Annotated in this window: 19 protein-coding genes; 13 read left to right on the forward strand and 6 right to left on the reverse strand. The window is 38.2% G+C overall.

All coding sequences use genetic code 11. The annotated features are described in order from the left end of the window. Nucleotides 1-3 precede the first annotated feature (3 nt). A complete protein-coding gene (coaBC, locus tag OD757_RS15620) occupies nt 4-1,257 on the reverse strand; it encodes a bifunctional phosphopantothenoylcysteine decarboxylase/phosphopantothenate--cysteine ligase CoaBC (RefSeq protein ID WP_009389455.1) in 1,254 nt (417 codons plus the stop codon). A gap of 99 nt (nt 1,258-1,356) precedes the next feature. Between coaBC and radC the strand changes: the two genes are divergently transcribed. Together radC and OD757_RS15630 are read left to right on the forward strand one after the other, a co-directional pair. Next, nucleotides 1,357-2,076: a RadC family protein gene (gene radC / locus OD757_RS15625; protein WP_081400046.1), complete on the forward strand. Its 720-nt coding sequence runs from the start codon at nt 1,357-1,359 to the stop codon at nt 2,074-2,076. Nucleotides 2,077-2,137: 61 nt separating this feature from the next. After that, nucleotides 2,138-3,049: a bestrophin family protein gene (locus tag OD757_RS15630; protein ID WP_034677927.1), complete on the forward strand. Its 912-nt coding sequence runs from the start codon at nt 2,138-2,140 to the stop codon at nt 3,047-3,049. Between the two features lie 4 nt (nt 3,050-3,053). Here OD757_RS15630 and OD757_RS15635 read toward each other — a convergent pair whose 3' ends face one another. After that, nucleotides 3,054-3,905: a PHP domain-containing protein gene (locus tag OD757_RS15635; RefSeq protein ID WP_009389503.1), complete on the reverse strand. Its 852-nt coding sequence runs from the start codon at nt 3,903-3,905 to the stop codon at nt 3,054-3,056. Nucleotides 3,906-3,949: 44 nt separating this feature from the next. Here OD757_RS15635 and OD757_RS15640 point away from each other — a divergent pair, with 44 nt between their 5' ends. The 4 genes from OD757_RS15640 to mnmC are packed head-to-tail and all read left to right on the forward strand — an operon-like array spanning nt 3,950 to nt 7,271. Further along, nucleotides 3,950-4,564, forward strand: coding sequence for a septation protein IspZ (locus OD757_RS15640; protein WP_009389327.1), 615 nt, complete (start codon nt 3,950-3,952; stop codon nt 4,562-4,564). A gap of 34 nt (nt 4,565-4,598) precedes the next feature. Then, nucleotides 4,599-4,901: a YciI family protein gene (locus OD757_RS15645; protein WP_005309522.1), complete on the forward strand. Its 303-nt coding sequence runs from the start codon at nt 4,599-4,601 to the stop codon at nt 4,899-4,901. Nucleotides 4,902-4,905: 4 nt separating this feature from the next. After that, the gene (locus OD757_RS15650; RefSeq protein WP_009389340.1) at nt 4,906-5,373 is read left to right on the forward strand and encodes a hypothetical protein; all 468 of its coding nucleotides are present in this window, start codon (nt 4,906-4,908) and stop codon (nt 5,371-5,373) included. Nucleotides 5,374-5,396: 23 nt separating this feature from the next. Further along, complete coding sequence (gene mnmC / locus OD757_RS15655; protein WP_263032429.1) at nt 5,397-7,271, forward strand: FAD-dependent 5-carboxymethylaminomethyl-2-thiouridine(34) oxidoreductase MnmC; 1,875 nt, start codon at nt 5,397-5,399, stop codon at nt 7,269-7,271. 37 nt (nt 7,272-7,308) lie between these two features. Here the strand turns inward: mnmC and OD757_RS15660 are convergent, their stop codons facing one another. Then, nucleotides 7,309-7,623: a rhodanese-like domain-containing protein gene (locus OD757_RS15660; RefSeq protein WP_002116171.1), complete on the reverse strand. Its 315-nt coding sequence runs from the start codon at nt 7,621-7,623 to the stop codon at nt 7,309-7,311. A 91-nt stretch (nt 7,624-7,714) separates the two neighbouring features. On the opposite strand from OD757_RS15660, the gene OD757_RS15665 reads away from it, so the two are divergent. The 3 genes from OD757_RS15665 to OD757_RS15675 all read left to right on the forward strand — a co-directional run bounded on the left by OD757_RS15665 (nt 7,715) and on the right by OD757_RS15675 (nt 9,316). Further along, nucleotides 7,715-8,203 (forward strand): YajQ family cyclic di-GMP-binding protein, encoded by a 489-nt coding sequence (locus OD757_RS15665; protein WP_004789065.1) that lies wholly within the window; start codon nt 7,715-7,717, stop codon nt 8,201-8,203. 35 nt (nt 8,204-8,238) lie between these two features. Further along, nucleotides 8,239-8,733: a DUF4442 domain-containing protein gene (locus OD757_RS15670; protein WP_263032430.1), complete on the forward strand. Its 495-nt coding sequence runs from the start codon at nt 8,239-8,241 to the stop codon at nt 8,731-8,733. Between the two features lie 76 nt (nt 8,734-8,809). Beyond that, nucleotides 8,810-9,316: an ester cyclase gene (locus tag OD757_RS15675; RefSeq protein WP_263032431.1), complete on the forward strand. Its 507-nt coding sequence runs from the start codon at nt 8,810-8,812 to the stop codon at nt 9,314-9,316. 70 nt (nt 9,317-9,386) lie between these two features. On the opposite strand, the gene OD757_RS15680 is transcribed toward OD757_RS15675, so the two are convergent. From OD757_RS15680 to OD757_RS15690, 3 genes are read right to left on the reverse strand one after another with little or no spacing between them, the layout of a single operon-like run. Next, entirely contained in the window at nt 9,387-9,803 is a 417-nt protein-coding gene (locus OD757_RS15680) for an acyl-CoA thioesterase (RefSeq protein WP_009389421.1), read from the reverse strand. Between the two features lies 1 nt (nt 9,804). Then, entirely contained in the window at nt 9,805-10,242 is a 438-nt protein-coding gene (gene trxC, locus OD757_RS15685) for a thioredoxin TrxC (protein WP_263032432.1), read from the reverse strand. Further along, the gene (locus OD757_RS15690; RefSeq protein ID WP_009389655.1) at nt 10,243-11,139 is read right to left on the reverse strand and encodes an alpha/beta hydrolase; all 897 of its coding nucleotides are present in this window, start codon (nt 11,137-11,139) and stop codon (nt 10,243-10,245) included. Nucleotides 11,140-11,329: 190 nt separating this feature from the next. Between OD757_RS15690 and OD757_RS15695 the strand changes: the two genes are divergently transcribed. The 4 genes from OD757_RS15695 to OD757_RS15705 all read left to right on the forward strand — a co-directional run bounded on the left by OD757_RS15695 (nt 11,330) and on the right by OD757_RS15705 (nt 14,680). Next, nucleotides 11,330-11,665, forward strand: coding sequence for a TIGR01244 family sulfur transferase (locus OD757_RS15695; protein WP_002116083.1), 336 nt, complete (start codon nt 11,330-11,332; stop codon nt 11,663-11,665). 153 nt (nt 11,666-11,818) lie between these two features. Beyond that, the gene (locus OD757_RS18335; RefSeq protein WP_411267189.1) at nt 11,819-11,923 is read left to right on the forward strand and encodes a lipoprotein; all 105 of its coding nucleotides are present in this window, start codon (nt 11,819-11,821) and stop codon (nt 11,921-11,923) included. A gap of 107 nt (nt 11,924-12,030) precedes the next feature. Further along, entirely contained in the window at nt 12,031-13,227 is a 1,197-nt protein-coding gene (locus tag OD757_RS15700; protein WP_263032433.1) for a hypothetical protein, read from the forward strand. Nucleotides 13,228-13,309: 82 nt separating this feature from the next. Further along, nucleotides 13,310-14,680 (forward strand): dihydrolipoyl dehydrogenase, encoded by a 1,371-nt coding sequence (locus OD757_RS15705; RefSeq protein WP_263032434.1) that lies wholly within the window; start codon nt 13,310-13,312, stop codon nt 14,678-14,680. Nucleotides 14,681-14,884 lie beyond the last annotated feature (204 nt).

Below are 14,884 nucleotides of genomic sequence, written 5' to 3' on the forward strand. Positions count from 1 at the left end.
ATATTATTTACGGCGCAATGCATCCGAAATTGCTTCAACCAACTGTTGAGAAATTTCTTGTTTAGATGCTTTTTCTAACTCACGCTTTTTCATGTGATAGTTTTCAGCAAAGAAAACCGTCATCGCATTTTCATCAGAAGCAAAACCAATGTCTGCACGTGACACATCATTGCACGCAATCATATCGAGTTTTTTAGCAACCAGTTTTCCTGCCGCATATTCTTCAACATTTTGTGTTTCAGCTGCAAAGCCCACCATAAATGGACGCTTTTCCTGACCTGCAATGGTTGCCACAATATCCGGGTTTTTTACAAGGGAAACATTCAACTCGTCCCCTGCTTTCTTAATTTTGTGCTCGGCAACTTCTGCTACACGATAATCAGCGACTGCGGCAGTTGCAATGAAGATATCACAGCCTGTTTCTAACGAGTCCATACTGATATCTAACATCTGTCTTGCAGAGGCAACATTTACTCTTTTTACACCATTCGGTGTATCTAAACTTACAGGTCCAGCAATCAGAGTCACTTGTGCACCAGCAGCGTAACAAGCAGCCGCTAAAGCAAAGCCCATTTTACCAGTACTATGGTTCGAGATATAACGAACAGGGTCAATCGCTTCACGCGTTGGCCCAGCAGTAATCACAACTCGCTTTCCAGCTAACAAACCAAATTTTTCAGCGATGGCACGTTGAGCCTGATGGAAATAACCAGCCACTTGCTTGGCAATTTCTTCTGGCTCTGGCATTCGACCTAAACCAACATCACCACACGCCTGCTCACCCGCATCCGGCATGATCACATGCACACCATCTTCGACCAAGGTTTGTAAATTTCGTTGTGTAGCTTTGGCCGCCCACATTTGCTGATTCATGGCAGGCGCAACCCATACAGGAGATTTTGTGGCCAAAAATACTGTACTGAGCAAGTCATCTGCTAAACCATGCGCAAATTTTGCCAAAGTATCGCAACTTGCAGGCGCAACCAGTAATAAATCAGCCCAACGTGCTAATTCAATATGTCCCATTCCAGCTTCAGCCGCAGGGTCTAAAAGTTCAGTATGGACAGGATTACCAGAAAGAGCCTGAAAAGTTAGTGGGGTAATAAATGCCTGAGCACCATGTGTCATGACCACACGCACGTCAAAGCCATAATCTTTGAGGCGGCGGACTAAGATGGCACTTTTATAGGCAGCAATTCCGCCAGTAACAGCTAAAACGATGTTTTTATGAGGAATAACACTTAGATCAAAGCTCACGAACAGGATACCTTACTGTTGCAGTGGCGCTCACAATAGCATTAAATACGCGCAGACCCAAGATTGATTGGGCAAACAAAATAAAATTTTAAGCGAATTATGCTGGGGAATATGAATACTTCTATTAAAAATTGGCCCGAACAAGAGCGGCCAAGAGAACGGTTATTACAACAAGGCCCTCAAAGTCTCTCTGATGCAGAGCTATTGGCGATTTTTCTTCGCTCAGGTTCAAGGCAACATTCAGCAGTCGAATTATCACGTTTACTCATTCAACATTTTGGCAGCCTAAATGCAGTATTTGATTCATCGTTAAGTGAATTAACTCAATTTAATGGAATTGGAGCAACAAAATATTCACAATTACTGGCAGTCAAAGAACTCGGACGGCGTTATCTCGATCATCACTTTCAGAAAAATGATCTCAGTCTTCATTCTTCTGATTTAGTTTTAGATTATTTGCGCTATGAATTAAAAGGTGAAAAACAAGAAGTCTTTGCCGTGCTGTGTCTAGACCCAGAATTAAGAAAGCTGCATTTTAAAAAGCTATTCTTTGGCTCAATGCAATATTGTGCGGTTTCGGTCAATCAAACCTTACGTTACGCCTTACAACAACATGCTTGTCAGCTCGTTATTGCACACAATCATCCATTTGGTTTGGCGCAGCCTTCTGCCGAAGATATTGCCTTAACCCAGCAACTAGAAAATGCCTGTCAACTTGTCGAAATACGCCTCTTAGATCATTTTATTATCTCACCAGAAGGAAGCTTTTCATTTGCTGAACAACAACTGCTCAACCCTGCACCAATATCAGTTCAATAATATTGACAAAGCTTAACTAAGCCTAGAAGATCAAAACAAAAATAGTGATGCTTAAAATAAAATGATTGTTCGTGATCAACCTAGTATTTTCAAAGTTTTATTCTCTTGGCGAGGGACGATTTTACCCAAAATTCTTCCCTCCTTAGGGTTTGTTATGTTGATCTCGGCAATCATTGGTGGCGTGGAATATATCAATCTTTATCGCTTTCCAGAAATTCCTTTGGTTGGCTTTACTCTCATTGGTGTCGTACTTTCTATTTTTTTAGGATTTAAAAATACTGCATGTTATGACCGTTGGTGGGAAGCCCGAAAATTATGGGGCGTTTTAATTGCAACTTCACGTCATTTTGACCGTGATTGCCGAATTTTGACTCAGGCCCGTCGTGAACGTGTCATTCAGCATGTGATTGTTTTTGCTAACGTGTTACGTGACCGTTTACGTCGTCAGACTGCGAACCCAACAGAGTTAATACAAACCAGTGGTATGAGCCAGCAGGCACTTACTCAACTCTATCAGCAAAATAATGCCCCTCAGTACACATTGAGCCTTATACACTGGGAATTATTACAAGCACTTAAAGAAGGTGAAATCTCTGACATCATCTATGCGCAGATGAATAAAAATGTTTCAGATTTAAGTGTCGTGCAAACTGGCTGTGACCGAATCGCCAATACGCCTATTCCATTTGCCTATTCAGTTTTGCTCAACCGCACTGTCTATTTTTTCTGTTTTATGTTGCCGTTTAGTCTGGGTTCATTGCTTGGCTTAGCAACCCCTTTACTGGTTGGAATTTTGGCATATACATTCTTAGGTCTTGATGCACTCAGCTCAGAAATTGAAGAGCCTTTCGGTACTCAAAGTAATGATTTACCTTTAGACGCAATGGTCCGTAATATCGAGATTGAACTTTTAGGAACACTAGGCAAACCTACACCTCCTCCAATTCAGGCTCAAGATAATAACTTGCTGTAAAATTTTAGAGAAAACGCTCCCAAACACCTTGCTGATTAGCGGTTGGTTTAGGTGTATTCCCCAATTTAATCCATGGCATATTTTCACCATGAAAATCACTACCAATCGATACGGCCAGCTGATGTTGCTCAATTATCCGGTCAACCATCTGGCGAGTAGATAACGTTTCCATGGGTGGAGGTAATTCAATTGCGTCTCCACCTGAGGTTGCGAATAATTCAATTAAATATCGAACATTGGTTGCAGATAAATCATAACGAGTCGGATGTGCTAAAACTGCCAGCCCTTTACTTTCATGAATTACATCAATGGTTTCTTTCAACCCTAATCCTTCAAACTTTACAAAGGCACGTCTTCCCTCTTTTAAGAAACGATCAAATGCTTGTTGAGGACGGGTTACTACATTTTTTTCGACCAATGTTTTAGCAATGTGTGTTCTGGTGATTCGATCTGCCTGATCTTCTACTTTGGCAAGAACATCTTCATAAATCTGAAAACCAATACATTTTTCTAATAAATCACAAATGACTTTAGCTCTTTGCGCTCGTACCCTTTTTTGTTGTTCTAATGCTTCTAAAATTGGCGCTTCATCTTGCATGTTTAAAGCAACGATATGCACGCCATAACTCTTTTTGGTTGTTGGACGCGACCACTGACTTGAAATCTCTGTACCAGAAATGATTTTTAAATCATGACCTTGTGCAGCAATTCTAGCTCGCTGCAAACCATCCATTGTATCGTGGTCAGTTAAAGCCAAAGTATGCAAATTCACATCTATAGCAGCTTGCACCAATAATTCCGGAGACAAAGTTCCATCAGAAATATTGCTATGTGTATGTAAATCTATGCCTTGCATCTTTTATACTATGCCATTCACCAAACCTGATCAGATACTCTAACATGAAAGCACTTCTGGACTTTGTTCCATTAATTATTTTCTTCTATTTATATAAAACAGTTGACCCAACCGACACACAGCATCCTTTACTTAAACTGATCGGGTCTGCTGGTGGTGCCGATAATAATAATATTCTTGTAGCGACAACTGGCTTAATCATTTCAATGCTTGTGGTATATGGTGCCCTATTTGTTTTCCAAAAATTCCGTCTAGATAAACAACAGTGGTTTGTATTGTTTATGACTGTGATTTTTGGTGGCATCACCCTCATGTTAAGTGATGATTTCTATATTCGTCTGAAAGCTGCAATTTTAAATTTGGTTTTCGCAGGGGCATTCTTGGTTTCACCTTGGTTTGGTAAAGACCGTAAACCACTTATACGACGTTTATTTGATCCTATTTTAGAATTAAGTGAAAAAGGTTGGAAAAATCTAAACTTCGCTTGGGCAGTCATGTTTGTAGTGATGTCTTGTTTGCATGTGTTCTTTGCATTTTTATTTCATGGCGGAAAATATTGGGGTGAATTTACTGCATTTGGTGACATGATTGTGATGTTTTCATTTATCATTATTCAGTTCATTATTTTACGTAAACATTTTAAGTCACCAGATGCTTAGAATGGTTCCTGATTGATTATAGAGATACGATTACATGCCTTTTTTTGTTCTAAGCTGTACCGATAACGAAGGAACTCTAGAGAAGCGCTTAGCAGTACGCCCTCAGCATATTGAACGTTTGCAAAAACTTGATGATGAAGGCCGCCTTGTTACAGCGGGAGCTATGCCAAAAGACCCGAATGATCCTCAAGCAGGTTTCTATGGCAGCACCATGATTGTTGAATTCGACAGTCGCGAAGCATTAGATGAATGGTTAAAAGAAGAACCATTTCTTAAAGAAGGCATTTATGCCCACATTGATGTAAAACCATTTAATAAAGCATTTCCAAAAGGGTAATCGCATGCAGCCTGCAATCAAAAGCTTTCTTGGCTTGTGTTTGATATGTTCAACTGCTGGAGCAGTTGAACCTGCTGCAACACCAGCAACACCTCCTCCAAGCGTGCCTTCAACTCAGGCCGCTAAACCAACACCTACAGCGGCAAATGTAGTAAAAACAGCGGCTACAACTCAACCACTTACAGCTGAACAACTCGTAAAGAATAAACAACAGCAAGATGCGAAAATCAAAGCTTTGGTTCAAGATCAGGCATCTCGTTTAAAACAGTTAGAACATGCCAATCTTGAAGCACTCGCTCAGAACCAAGAGTTACAGCTAAAAAATGATAGCCTCTCGGTTCAGGTTCAAGTCTTACAAAGCGAACGTAGCGCACAAATGTTTTTATATGGTGCGGTTACCTTAGCTGGTGGCGTATTGTTAGGATTCTTTATCGCTAGTTATATTCATACAAAACGTCGACGCCAGTGGTAAATCCAAGCAATCTATTAAACCAAATGAACGTATCAAACCGTATCCAAACAGCAGAACTGGACTGGGAATTAATCGATGGTATCGAGGTTCCCATTTCCAAACAATTTGGTGATGTCTATTTCTCTAAAGATAATGGCTTACTTGAAACACGACATGTTTTTCTAAATGGTAATGACTTATCAGAACGCTTAGCCAATCTAAAAGATTTTGAATATTTCAGTGTAGGAGAAACCGGTTTTGGTACAGGTTTAAACATTCTTGCACTCTGGCAACTTTGGCAACAAGTTCGTCCAGATAATCAAAGTCATTTACATGCAATGAGTGTTGAAAAATTTCCATTAAGTAAAGCTGACCTTATTCGTGCTTTAAATGTCTGGGATGAGCTTAAACCACTTGCAGAGCAGTTAATTGAACAATATCCACTGCCAATTGCTGGGTGTCATCGTTTAACTTTTCCTAACGAGCGTTTTAGCATTGACCTATGGCTAGGAGATGCACAAGATATTTTCCCAAGCATAGCGAAAACTAAAGCAGTAAATGCTTGGTTTTTAGATGGCTTTGCGCCCTCTTGCAATCCAGAGCTATGGGAACAAAACGTTTTAAATCATATTGTCCGTCTTTCTGACCATGGCAGTACATTTTCCTCTTTTAGTGTCGCAGGAGTTTTAAAACGTGGACTAAAAGCGCATGGTATTAGTATTTCTCGTCCACGTGGTTTTCGACATAAACGGGAAATGCTCAAAGCAATCTGGAATCCACCTCAATCTAATGATGAATCCTCACAATTAGACCAAATTCAGTCATTGGGTAAAGAACAGCAGCATATTGCGATCATTGGGGCCGGCATAGCAGGTTTAACTACGGCGTGGGCATTTGCAGCACGCGGGCATCAAGTCACCCTATATGAGCAAACAGAAGCATTGTCTGGTGCTTCTGGAAACCCTTTGGCGTTGCTTAATCCAAAACTATGCCCAATTGAACAAAGCCATGAACATCTCATGACTTTAAGTTGGCAACATGCTTTAAATTTTTATAAAAATTTTCAAGCATTCCGCCCACTTCAAATACAACAAATCGCATTGAAAAATGCAGACGAACTCCTCGATCTTGTAAATCAATATCCAGCTGAGGTTGTTACCCACTTAACGAACTCACTCGAAACGGCATATTCAAGCGTTTTACTAACAGAAGCGGGTTCTGTTTCACCACATCAACTACGTGATGAAATTTTGCAACATCCTTTAATTGATCTAAAAGTTGCCCATATTACAGCACTGGTTCCTTTTGAAAATAAAGTTCAATTGCAGGCTAGTAATGAGGTTATTGCTGAAGCAGACCATGTTGTTGTGTGCTGTGCTCGGGGAAGTGCTGCTTTATTTGAAAGCTATCCACAGTTAAAACCAATACGTGGACAAGTGAGCTGGGTTGATAACACTTTTGCTCCCTTGCCTTTAAATGAGGCTTATAGCTATGGTGGGTATTGCATGCAACTTGATGCTTCACAGATGATTTTAGGTGCGTCTTTTTACCCAAATCGTGAAGATCAAGATGTACTTACCGATGACCATGTGCATAACTTTGAATTAATCCACAGCGTATTTCCTGCTTATGCAGAAAAGTTACCAGCAACTTCGACATGGCAAGGTCGTGCATCTATCCGAGCACAAAGCTTAGATTATTTTCCTCTGGTTGGAAAAATGCAGGAACATAGCCGAATTGCTACTTTTGCAGGTCTTGGTTCTAAGGGATTCTTATTTGCTCCGCTATGCAGTGAGATCTTAGTTGCCCAGCTGTTAGGGGAAGCTTGTCCAGTACCAGACAATTTATTACAAAAGTTAAATCCTCAACGATTCCAGAAAAAAGTAAAGCCTAAAAAACCTTATTTCAAACCACAGTAATTTACTTCAATAAAAAAGCACCCGAAGGTGCTTTTTTTTATGCGCCCTGCTCTAGAGGCAAGCCAGCATCACGAGCTGCACGTGTCCCGCCCATCAGCACGACATATTCACGCGAGGCATCCAATCCTTCTAGTTTCTCAGCTGCACGAGGAGCTTTGCTACCACCACCACATAAAATATAAATCGGCTGACCCGCAGAGACCTGGTTCAAAATATCAGCATTCAAATCATTAATCGGGCGATTTACCGCACCTTTAACATGCCCTTCTGCATAAGCATTTGTATCACGGACATCCCAGATAACAGCATTTTCTGGGAATTCAAATGTTGTAATTTCTTGTTTACGGATCATTGTGCACTCCTTTGATGTAAACAACACTTGGCAAATGAAGAAAACCCTCTTAGCATCTCAAATATTCTTTCCCTTTGTAAAGGTCTAAACTATGCCTTCTTTCGATATTGTCTCTGAATTAGAGTTATTTGAAGTTAATCATGCCGTACAAAACACACAAAAAGAGATTGCAACACGTTTTGACTTTCGTGGTCATGATGTTTCAGTCGAAATAAACGAAAAAAATAAAGAAATTAAAATCAGTACTGAAAGTGATTTCCAGTGTGAACAGGTTTATAACATGTTAGAAAATCATTTCTATAAACGTAAAATTGATGTGCAAGCACTTGATCCGCAAAAAGCTGCTGCTTCAGGTAAAAATTTTGTGCAAGTGATTAAACTTAAAGATGGTCTTGACTCAGATACTGCAAAAAAAATTAATAAAGCCATTAAAGAAAGTGGCGTTAAAGTGCAATCTTCTATCCAAGGCGACAAAATTCGTGTAACAGATAAAAAGCGTGACACTTTACAACAAGTCATGAATTTTTTACGTGAACAGCAATTTGGTGTGCCATTACAGTTTAATAACTTTAAAGATTAATCTCTTGTCGTGACATTCAAAGCTAAGGTAATTCCATGTCTCAATCCAATCGTCTATCAAAACTGGTAAAAGCGACTTCAAAATTCCCTAAAGGTATTCGGAGCACGCTTTGGAGCAAGGCGTTTGGTCGTATCGTGCCAATGGTGGGTACAGCAAATATCCGCTATCTGGAAGTAGACTCAAACCATGTTATTGTCCGTTTAGATAACCAAAAAAATATGCAAAATCATATTAAAGGGGTTCATGCTGCGGCTATGGCTCTTTTAGCAGAAACTGCAACAGGTTTTCTAACCGGTTTACACATTCCTGATAACCGCATTTTATTAATCAAATCATTACATGTTGATTATTTAAAAGTAGTTGAAGGTGGTTTGACTGCTACGGCAACGTTATCTGCTGAACAGCGAAAGTTTATTGCGGATAATGAAAAAGGTGAACTTGTGATTCCAGTTACTGTCATTGATGATGCAGGCAATGAACCAATCCAGTGCCAAATGCTTTGGGCATGGTTACCGAAACGTAAGAAATAACAACTAATCTAAAGTACTTTTAGATTTTTATTTGCCTCAAGATATAAAAATTATTTTTTGTATCTTGAGGTTAAAAATGAAAAAAATACTAATTCTTTCCTCTTTATTTACGAGTTTTATATTTACAACAATAACGACTCATGCGACTGAACCTAATCTTAAAACCAGTAAAATAACTTCGACCAAATCAGAAGCGATAGATAAAGTAAGTGCTCAAAATAAAAAAATTGTGATCGACTTTTATGAAGGCGTCTTTTTAAAACATAAAGTCAAAGAATATGCAGACTGCTATCTGGGTCAACAATACATTCAGCACAACCCTAATGTTCCAGATGGGAAAGCACCTTTTGTTAATTTCTTCACTGAAAAGTTCCAAAAGAATCCGCAAGCTAAAAATGAGATTAAACGTGCTATTGCTGAAGGTAATCTTGTCGTTTTACATGTTCATTCTACTGAAAATGAAAAAGATCGAGGAAGAGCAATTATTGATATATTTCGTGTCGAAAATGGAAAAATCGTAGAACATTGGGATGTTATACAAAACATTCCTGAGCAAAGCAAAAATACAAACACGATGTTTTAATTCTAAAAATAAATTCTTTGTATAAATTAAAGATTAAAGCCTGAATACTGATATTCAGGCTTTCTAAGTTTTATTGAGTCTCTAGGAACTTTTGTCTCGCTTCTTCGGGTATTTGGCGCTTATTGCCTTTTACATCAACTGCTACAAAGGTAAAGACTCCTTCAGTAATACGTATTGGCTCACGAGAGTCATCATGACTATCCCAAACTTCAATTTGCATCTGAATAGAAGTATTTCCAACTTTTAAGATTTTGGTATAGCAGCTAATGACAAAGCCAACTTTTACCGGAACCAAAAAGGTCATTTGATTAATGGAAATCGTAGCACAGCGGCCACGACTGAAACGCTCTGCGTGAATTGCTCCAGCTAAGTCCATTTGTGACACAATCCATCCACCAAATACATCACCACTCCAGTTTGTATCTGCTGGCATGGCAATCGTTTGTAAGGATAAAATTCCTTCTGGTTTGGTATAAGCTTCTGACACCTTAGCTCCCGAAATTCGTTTGAAGTTGTTGATCGAGCCACTGCTGCAATTCAGGCGCACGTAATGCGCCGCTAATACGCGCAACCTCTGTCGTTTTGTTCATTAAGACAAGTGTCGGAATACTTCTCACATGAAAAGCTTGGCTTAAGCGAGGAGATTCTTCGGTATTAATCTTGGCAAAAATAACGCCTGGATTTTGTTTTGCGACCTGCGCAAAATGTGGTGCCATCATTTTACAAGGTCCGCACCATTCTGCCCATAAGTCAATGAAAATAGGTAGATCACTATTCGTGATGTAGTTACTAAAATTTTGCTCATTTAGTTCAATAGGCGCAAGCGGTATTAATGGCTGATGACATTGCCCACAGCTTGGTTGCTCAGGAAGTTTTTCTTCTGGAACTCGGTTTTTTGCACCGCACGATGCACATACAATAATCATTTACACCACTCCTATATGCTGATGTAAAAATTCTAATTGGGTTATCACTGCTTTTTCAAACCATGAACCGTGATAGATATCAAAATGTTTCATATCCCACTCATGATAACTCACAAAAGGCGCAATATTTGTCGCAGCTTCACGACTGGACTCAATAGGAATAAGGGAATCTTTTTGGGCCGCAATAAATAAAACTGGAATATTAATCTGGCGCACAACCTGAATCGGACGGTATCGCATCAAATTAAAAAAGACACGAGCTGGGACTTCCCCACTCCAATAATAGTCAGGATTTACAATTGATAGATAACCATAATAACTATCTGCTGTTGGCATAAAGCATAAATTATGTTGATCGACGACAGGTAATCTTTTGGGATTAAGCCCCATTTTTGATCCCATATAATCCTGACTCGACAATTTCAATGCTTGAGGATAGCGTTGTAAAGGATAGAGCTTGGCAGTTTCAGCTCCATCTACATAAGGAATTTGTACTAAAATTGCCTGAATATTCTTCAATTCAGAAGCTAGGCTTAGCGCATATCCGCCACTTAAAGAAGTTCCCCATAACACGATTCTTCGGTTATCTATCAGCTTACAGGTAGAAGCATATTGAATAACTGTTTTCCAATCTTCCAACTGTGAATTGATGGAGACCATTTCTCTTGGCTTGCCAGTGCTCCCACCCCAATATCGATAGTCAAACAAAATAACAGCATAGCCCGCCTGTGCAAATCGCTGTGCATATTGAACTAATTTAAATTGACGCAACGCAGCAAAACCATGGGCCATAATTATAACGGCAGATTTCTTATTTGTTTTTGGAATATAAAAATCAGCTGCGATCGTTTCCTGACCACATGGAACATATAAAGGCTCAACCATATAAGCGTGCATATGTGCTCCGTTGAAATAGAATATGAATAACCAATTTTAAAATAGCTTAATGATCATTTTTAAAATTTACAGCTCAGCTATAAGACATAACTTTTCTTAGTCAGAACAACACACGAGTGTCTTGTATCTCAGGTTAAGCTTAATGCTATGATACAGCATAAGAGGTTTTGTTAAATTTTGGAGTGACGAAATGTCAGATAATGTTGGTTTCGCAGGTCAAATTGGTCCAGAGCATGTTGGCCAAGTTGTAGAAAAAGGATTTAAATCGATTATTAATAATCGACCAGATATGGAAGGCGGCCCTGAACAACCTACAAGCGCTCAAATTGAAGAAGCAGCACGCCAAGTAGGTCTAGACTACGTTTATCAACCTGTTGTAGCTGGGCAGATTACAGAACTTGACGTACGTACTTTCGCAAATCATTACAATGAGTTGCCAAAACCTGTGCTTATGTTCTGCCGCACCGGAAACCGTTCGAACAATCTGTATCAATTAGCAAAACAAATGGATTTATTAGACGACTAATTTTAAGAAATTAATATTCCATAAAACCCTATTTCTTCCTTAAAGTAGGGTTTTTTGATAACTTATTTTGCATATCTCTGCACGAATTCAACAGAACTAAAAATAATATTGGACTAAAGTATTTAAATCTTTTTGAATCATTTATTAATTTTTATGAATAAATTTATATTCGTACTTTTAAGCTGTTTAATTCTTACAGCATGTTCATCAATGCAGGTACGGCCTACTGTAGGTGTAAGTATGGGTACACAACTTTAATTAGCTAGCTGCTTCATAAATATAATGAGCAACCTCATGAAATATATGTTATTTTATAAATCTAAAAAATTATTTTAAATAACTTATCATTTTAATTGGGGACAATGATGAAACTTACTCATGGAGTATGTGGGATTACTTTGGCTGCTTTTTTGACAGCTTGTGGTGGAGGTGGCGGTGATGGCTACTATAACCAAAATTCAAATTCTGGTTCTACGACAACACCAACCACACCCTCAACAGATCAAGAGTTGGCCACTTCTGTTTTAAATAGTGTAAAACAAGAAGGAAAATATTTATTCGGTGCATATGATCTTAATAATGAAAAGTTATCAAAAGGCTACATTGACCACGCATTAGATACCTTCGCCCAAGGCCCACTCAAGTTAACATTAGATATTCGCAAAGTAGATCTTACTAAGTACTCAGATCACTATCGTGAAAAATGTTTTATTAAGAGTACTACAGACTACCGTGCCTGCTACGTATTTAAAGGTGAAGAAATTAAAACCTTGCTCCCTGGTTATAATGATTGGGACTTCGATATTACAGCAGATGATTTAAAAAATATTAAACTGGCAAACGACAATATCTCTCCAAATTTAGAGGATTATCAATCAAATACCAGAATTTATATTTTTCAAAATGAAAATAATGATAAAAACTTCCAAGATGTAACAATTACTGGGGCCTTTGCATATCCATTCCAACACTCATGGGGACTAGAACAAACCAAGCAAAAAAGATTCGTATTAATTAATTCTGCCACAAGTGATTATAAAATCACTACAACTACTATTGTGCAAGATCCTGATACAGGCCAACCTACTGAAAAAGAAATTACTACTGGTGCAATGAGTGTATATAAAGATAACACATCAACTGATGGTGATCTCTACGTAGTTCAAGGTGGTTCTGGTTTCAACGTACTTATTAATGATAACCCTAATGTTCCTTTTGCAGAACCAATTTCATTTGTTGTGAACTCTACTCCTGGCAATACAAACAATGCGACATACAAAGTAAAAGCTGGTAATCACCAAGTATTAAGCTTGCCGAGTATTACTGGTCTTGAAGGAAGTCGCGTTGAAAATGAATCGCCAACAACGAATGCACAGAAATTTAATGGCAGTATTTATTTAGAAGGACAAAATATTTTTACTTTCAAACAAAGCTTGAATGGAACTACATTAGACTTTAAGCATGTTATTAATGGGGTAAACATTGAAGGTCAGTCTATTAATCAAAATGGGACTGTTTCAACAATCTTAAAAACACCTTTTATGCAAAATTTTACATATTAAAGCTAAATAATTAGAACTAAACCCTCTGTTCAAGAGGGTTTTTCTATATATTCTAAATATCTATTAAAATAGCTTAATGACAATGTTCGATATTATTATCATTGGCGCAGGTACTGCTGGTATTAGCGCATATAAAGAAGCCGTTAAATATACTAATAATATTTTAATTATAAATGATGGCCCATGGGATACCACCTGTGCTCGTGTAGGTTGCATGCCAAGTAAAGTCCTCATCTCTACAGCAAACCGTATGTTTGACATTCAAAATGCTCAAGAAGTTGCTTTGGACGTATCTGCAAAAATTAATACTGATCAGGTCATGAAACATGTACAAACTTTACGTGATCGCTTTACACAAGCCACTTTAAAAGATGTAGAGCAATGGCCAACTGAACATAAAGTTTCTGGTAAAGCCCATTTTATTGATGCACAAACTGTAGAGGTTAATGGGCAACAGTACCAAGCAAAAAGTTTTATTCTAGCTGTAGGTTCAACTCCTAATTATGAGCAAACTTGGCAAAAAGAACTTGGAAATCGGCTTATAACAACAGATCAAATATTCGAATTAAAAACACTGCCTAAATCTATTGCCATCATTGGTAGTGGTGTGATTGCCCTTGAAATTGCTCAAGCTATGCACCGTTTAGGCGTAGAAACCACGATTTTTGCTCGCAGTAAGCGAATTGGGATACTGACTAGTTCTAGGCTTCAACAACTTGCACAAAACGAACTAGGGGGAGAGCTAAAAATTCTATTCGAAACTTTACCAAGTGAAGTTAAGTGTAGTCCTAATGAAGTTATATTAAATTATACGTTTGAAGAAAAAGAGAAAATTCTCAAAGTTGAATATGTTTTAGCTGCAACAGGCCGTACAAGTTTACTTGATACTTTAAAACTAGAAAATATTGATACTTCTTTTAAGGATATTAAGTTGTTACCTATAAATGCAAAAACCAAGCAATTAGATACATACCCAATTTTTGTTGTCGGTGATGCTTATACCTCAACACCATTACAGCATGAAGCTGCACATGAGGGCAAAAAAATTGTTCATAACTGCTTGAACTATCCACAAATCCACCCAGTTAAGACTCTTACTCCCTTAGGAATTGTATTTAGTCATCCTGAAATGGCAATCGTCGGACAGAGTTATAAACAACTAAAAGATAATGGTATAGACTTTATTACAGGTGAAGTCTCTTACGAACGGCAAGGAAGAGCTATAGTTCTTGGAAAAAATAGAGGTGCTATTGAGGTTTATATAGAACGTGAAAGCCAGAAACTTCTTGGTGCTGAATTATTTACAGAAGCAACAGAACACATGGCTCATTTATTAAGCTGGATAATAGGCGAAAATTTAACGTTAAATGACATTCTGGAAAAACCTTTCTATCACCCGACTCTAGAAGAAGGCCTTCGAACTGCGTTAAAACATGCGCGTAGACAGTTATAAATATTATTCTATTACGATATAGGCCTAGAAGCCTATTTCTAAATCAAATCGTACTCAAAATTTCCCTTATATATTATAAAAAAGGACTCCTAATAGAGTCCTTTTTTATTGTCTTAACTTCTTACCTATTTTTTCTAATTAATTTTCTGCATAAAAAAACACCCCCAACTATTGAGTTGAGGGTGTTTAGAATAATGAGCTGGC

The organism is Acinetobacter sp. AYS6 (assembly GCF_025630795.1).
Lineage (GTDB): Bacteria > Pseudomonadota > Gammaproteobacteria > Pseudomonadales > Moraxellaceae > Acinetobacter.

Coding starts and splice junctions, on each gene's coding strand:
- radC (WP_081400046.1), top strand. CDS start 1,357: ATGCTGGGGAATATGAATACTTCTATTAAAAATTGGCCCGAACAAGAG.
- OD757_RS15630 (WP_034677927.1), top strand. CDS start 2,138: ATGATTGTTCGTGATCAACCTAGTATTTTCAAAGTTTTATTCTCTTGG.
- OD757_RS15635 (WP_009389503.1), bottom strand. CDS start 3,905: ATGCAAGGCATAGATTTACATACACATAGCAATATTTCTGATGGAACT.
- OD757_RS15640 (WP_009389327.1), top strand. CDS start 3,950: ATGAAAGCACTTCTGGACTTTGTTCCATTAATTATTTTCTTCTATTTA.
- OD757_RS15645 (WP_005309522.1), top strand. CDS start 4,599: ATGCCTTTTTTTGTTCTAAGCTGTACCGATAACGAAGGAACTCTAGAG.
- OD757_RS15650 (WP_009389340.1), top strand. CDS start 4,906: ATGCAGCCTGCAATCAAAAGCTTTCTTGGCTTGTGTTTGATATGTTCA.
- mnmC (WP_263032429.1), top strand. CDS start 5,397: ATGAACGTATCAAACCGTATCCAAACAGCAGAACTGGACTGGGAATTA.
- OD757_RS15660 (WP_002116171.1), bottom strand. CDS start 7,623: ATGATCCGTAAACAAGAAATTACAACATTTGAATTCCCAGAAAATGCT.
- OD757_RS15665 (WP_004789065.1), top strand. CDS start 7,715: ATGCCTTCTTTCGATATTGTCTCTGAATTAGAGTTATTTGAAGTTAAT.
- OD757_RS15670 (WP_263032430.1), top strand. CDS start 8,239: ATGTCTCAATCCAATCGTCTATCAAAACTGGTAAAAGCGACTTCAAAA.
- OD757_RS15675 (WP_263032431.1), top strand. CDS start 8,810: ATGAAAAAAATACTAATTCTTTCCTCTTTATTTACGAGTTTTATATTT.
- trxC (WP_263032432.1), bottom strand. CDS start 10,242: ATGATTATTGTATGTGCATCGTGCGGTGCAAAAAACCGAGTTCCAGAA.
- OD757_RS15690 (WP_009389655.1), bottom strand. CDS start 11,139: ATGCACGCTTATATGGTTGAGCCTTTATATGTTCCATGTGGTCAGGAA.
- OD757_RS15695 (WP_002116083.1), top strand. CDS start 11,330: ATGTCAGATAATGTTGGTTTCGCAGGTCAAATTGGTCCAGAGCATGTT.
- OD757_RS18335 (WP_411267189.1), top strand. CDS start 11,819: ATGAATAAATTTATATTCGTACTTTTAAGCTGTTTAATTCTTACAGCA.
- OD757_RS15700 (WP_263032433.1), top strand. CDS start 12,031: ATGAAACTTACTCATGGAGTATGTGGGATTACTTTGGCTGCTTTTTTG.
- OD757_RS15705 (WP_263032434.1), top strand. CDS start 13,310: ATGTTCGATATTATTATCATTGGCGCAGGTACTGCTGGTATTAGCGCA.